The 1,579-nt window shown below is 42.6% G+C and carries 3 protein-coding genes; all 3 read right to left on the reverse strand.

Features of this window, described 5'->3' with window-relative positions:
- Window positions 1-347: 347 nt before the first annotated feature.
- On the reverse strand, window positions 348-671 hold the full coding sequence (locus H6G32_RS26360) for a hypothetical protein (RefSeq protein ID WP_190463711.1): 324 nt from the start codon (window positions 669-671) through the stop codon (window positions 348-350).
- Complete coding sequence (locus H6G32_RS26365; RefSeq protein WP_190463713.1) at window positions 664-957, reverse strand: hypothetical protein; 294 nt, start codon at window positions 955-957, stop codon at window positions 664-666. The genes H6G32_RS26360 and H6G32_RS26365 overlap by 8 nt, the downstream gene beginning before the upstream one ends.
- A 406-nt stretch (window positions 958-1,363) precedes the next feature.
- Window positions 1,364-1,579, reverse strand: a 216-nt coding sequence (locus tag H6G32_RS26370; protein ID WP_190463715.1) for a hypothetical protein, incomplete at its 5' end; no start/stop codon positions are given.

Consider the following 1,579-nt stretch of genomic DNA (forward strand, 5'->3'; position numbering starts at 1 on the left):
GTATATTTGGATTCGTAAGCTAGTTTTGCTAATCTTTCAGTGTCAATCATTATCTGTCTCTTGATAGTTGGAGTAGGTTTTCATCGCGCATTCTCTCTATATGTTGAGAGCAGCCCATGCCGGGCTATCATCTGGGTACTGGTCTAATCGGCGTTCGTCCAGCCAGATTTTGTATGGGTGATTTTCACGGCTGCCGAATGGGTAAGATCTGTCTATCGCCTGCTTAATTTGTAAAGGAGTCGCCTCTGCTGGTAACTCCTTTACTGCTTTAGTAATCGCCGCAGAGGCGGCTTTTCGCTATGTAATCATCAGAAGTTTTCGGGGGACAGTGATTGCTGCCCCCAATCTCAAAAGGGAGGGTTGTCGCAATCAGGGGGTTCTTCTTTAAGTTTTAATGATAAATCGTGCATCAACCTTGCAACGATGAGTTGCTTTTCTGCGTGAGTGTTGTGTTGGATAACTTCAATCAAACGTAAAATTACCCGGCCACTAGTGAGACTAACTGCTTTTTGTGATTGCTTAAGAATCTCAGCTTTTACTTGTTCGATTTGGTATCTAGCAAATGCCATGTACTTATCTTTAGCAAGCGAATCCAATTCATTCCAACTAAGACTATCTTGGGATAAATTGCATTCGTAAGCTAACTTAGCTAATTGTTCAGCGTCAATCATTGTTTGTCTCTGATAGTTGAAGTAGGTTTACATGGCGCATTTTATTCAGATGTTGAGTAGCAGCCCATGCCGGGCTATCCTCTGGGTACTGGTCTAAAATTTGTCTTATGGCGGCATACTCATGTATGCATTCTTGCACGGCGTGCAGTGCATCTACAAGTGAGATGTCTGGGATGTAAAGCCTACTAGCTATAATGTCTGCGTAGTCTTTGCATTGAATGAGCCGCTGTAGTTCAGCTTCCATCGCTTGCAGAGATGCGGTGAAGTCTGCGGTGTTATTTGTCATCGGCTGCTTGAGTAAGTACTGGGCTGGTGCTGCGTTTTGATATTATTGCCTCGGCTATAGCTTCTACGTCTTGCCGCCCCACAATGACCCCTGCCTTGAGATTATAAAGGTGTGGGCTTGTTTGTTCGATATAGCCGTGTTTCTCCAAGTAACAGATTATTATTTTTCTTCTTGGATTGGTTTTGGGTATACGGTTTTTGATGCCGTTTATCAACTGGAAACAGGTTAGTTTTTGCATGACATGATTAGTTGGAAACAGGGTTTTGAGTTGGACGGATTGTAATAAATGTCCCGTTCGCTAGCGCTATGTAAGTCCACCCAAAAGGATAGCTTTTTGATTGGCAGCCTTCACACTCAATACTAATTAGGCAAGTCTCAATCAATAGGGTTCCGTCACTATAAACTGTTATTCCCATGATTTGATTAGGGGAATTACTCTTTGTGCCAGGATGCATTGTTCTTCAAAGTCCAACCGAACGAAAATAAAGCGATCGCCATCCTGTACTATGAATTCTTCTTCGGTTGCCTCATCGATTATTTGGCTTATTAAATCTTTCTTTTCATCAATGTCGTCTAGGTCGGTGGACTCTAAAAGTAGTTGTCTCCGAATCACAAGTTTTGC

It is taken from the genome of Cylindrospermum sp. FACHB-282, assembly GCF_014697195.1.
Lineage (GTDB): Bacteria > Cyanobacteriota > Cyanobacteriia > Cyanobacteriales > Nostocaceae > Cylindrospermum.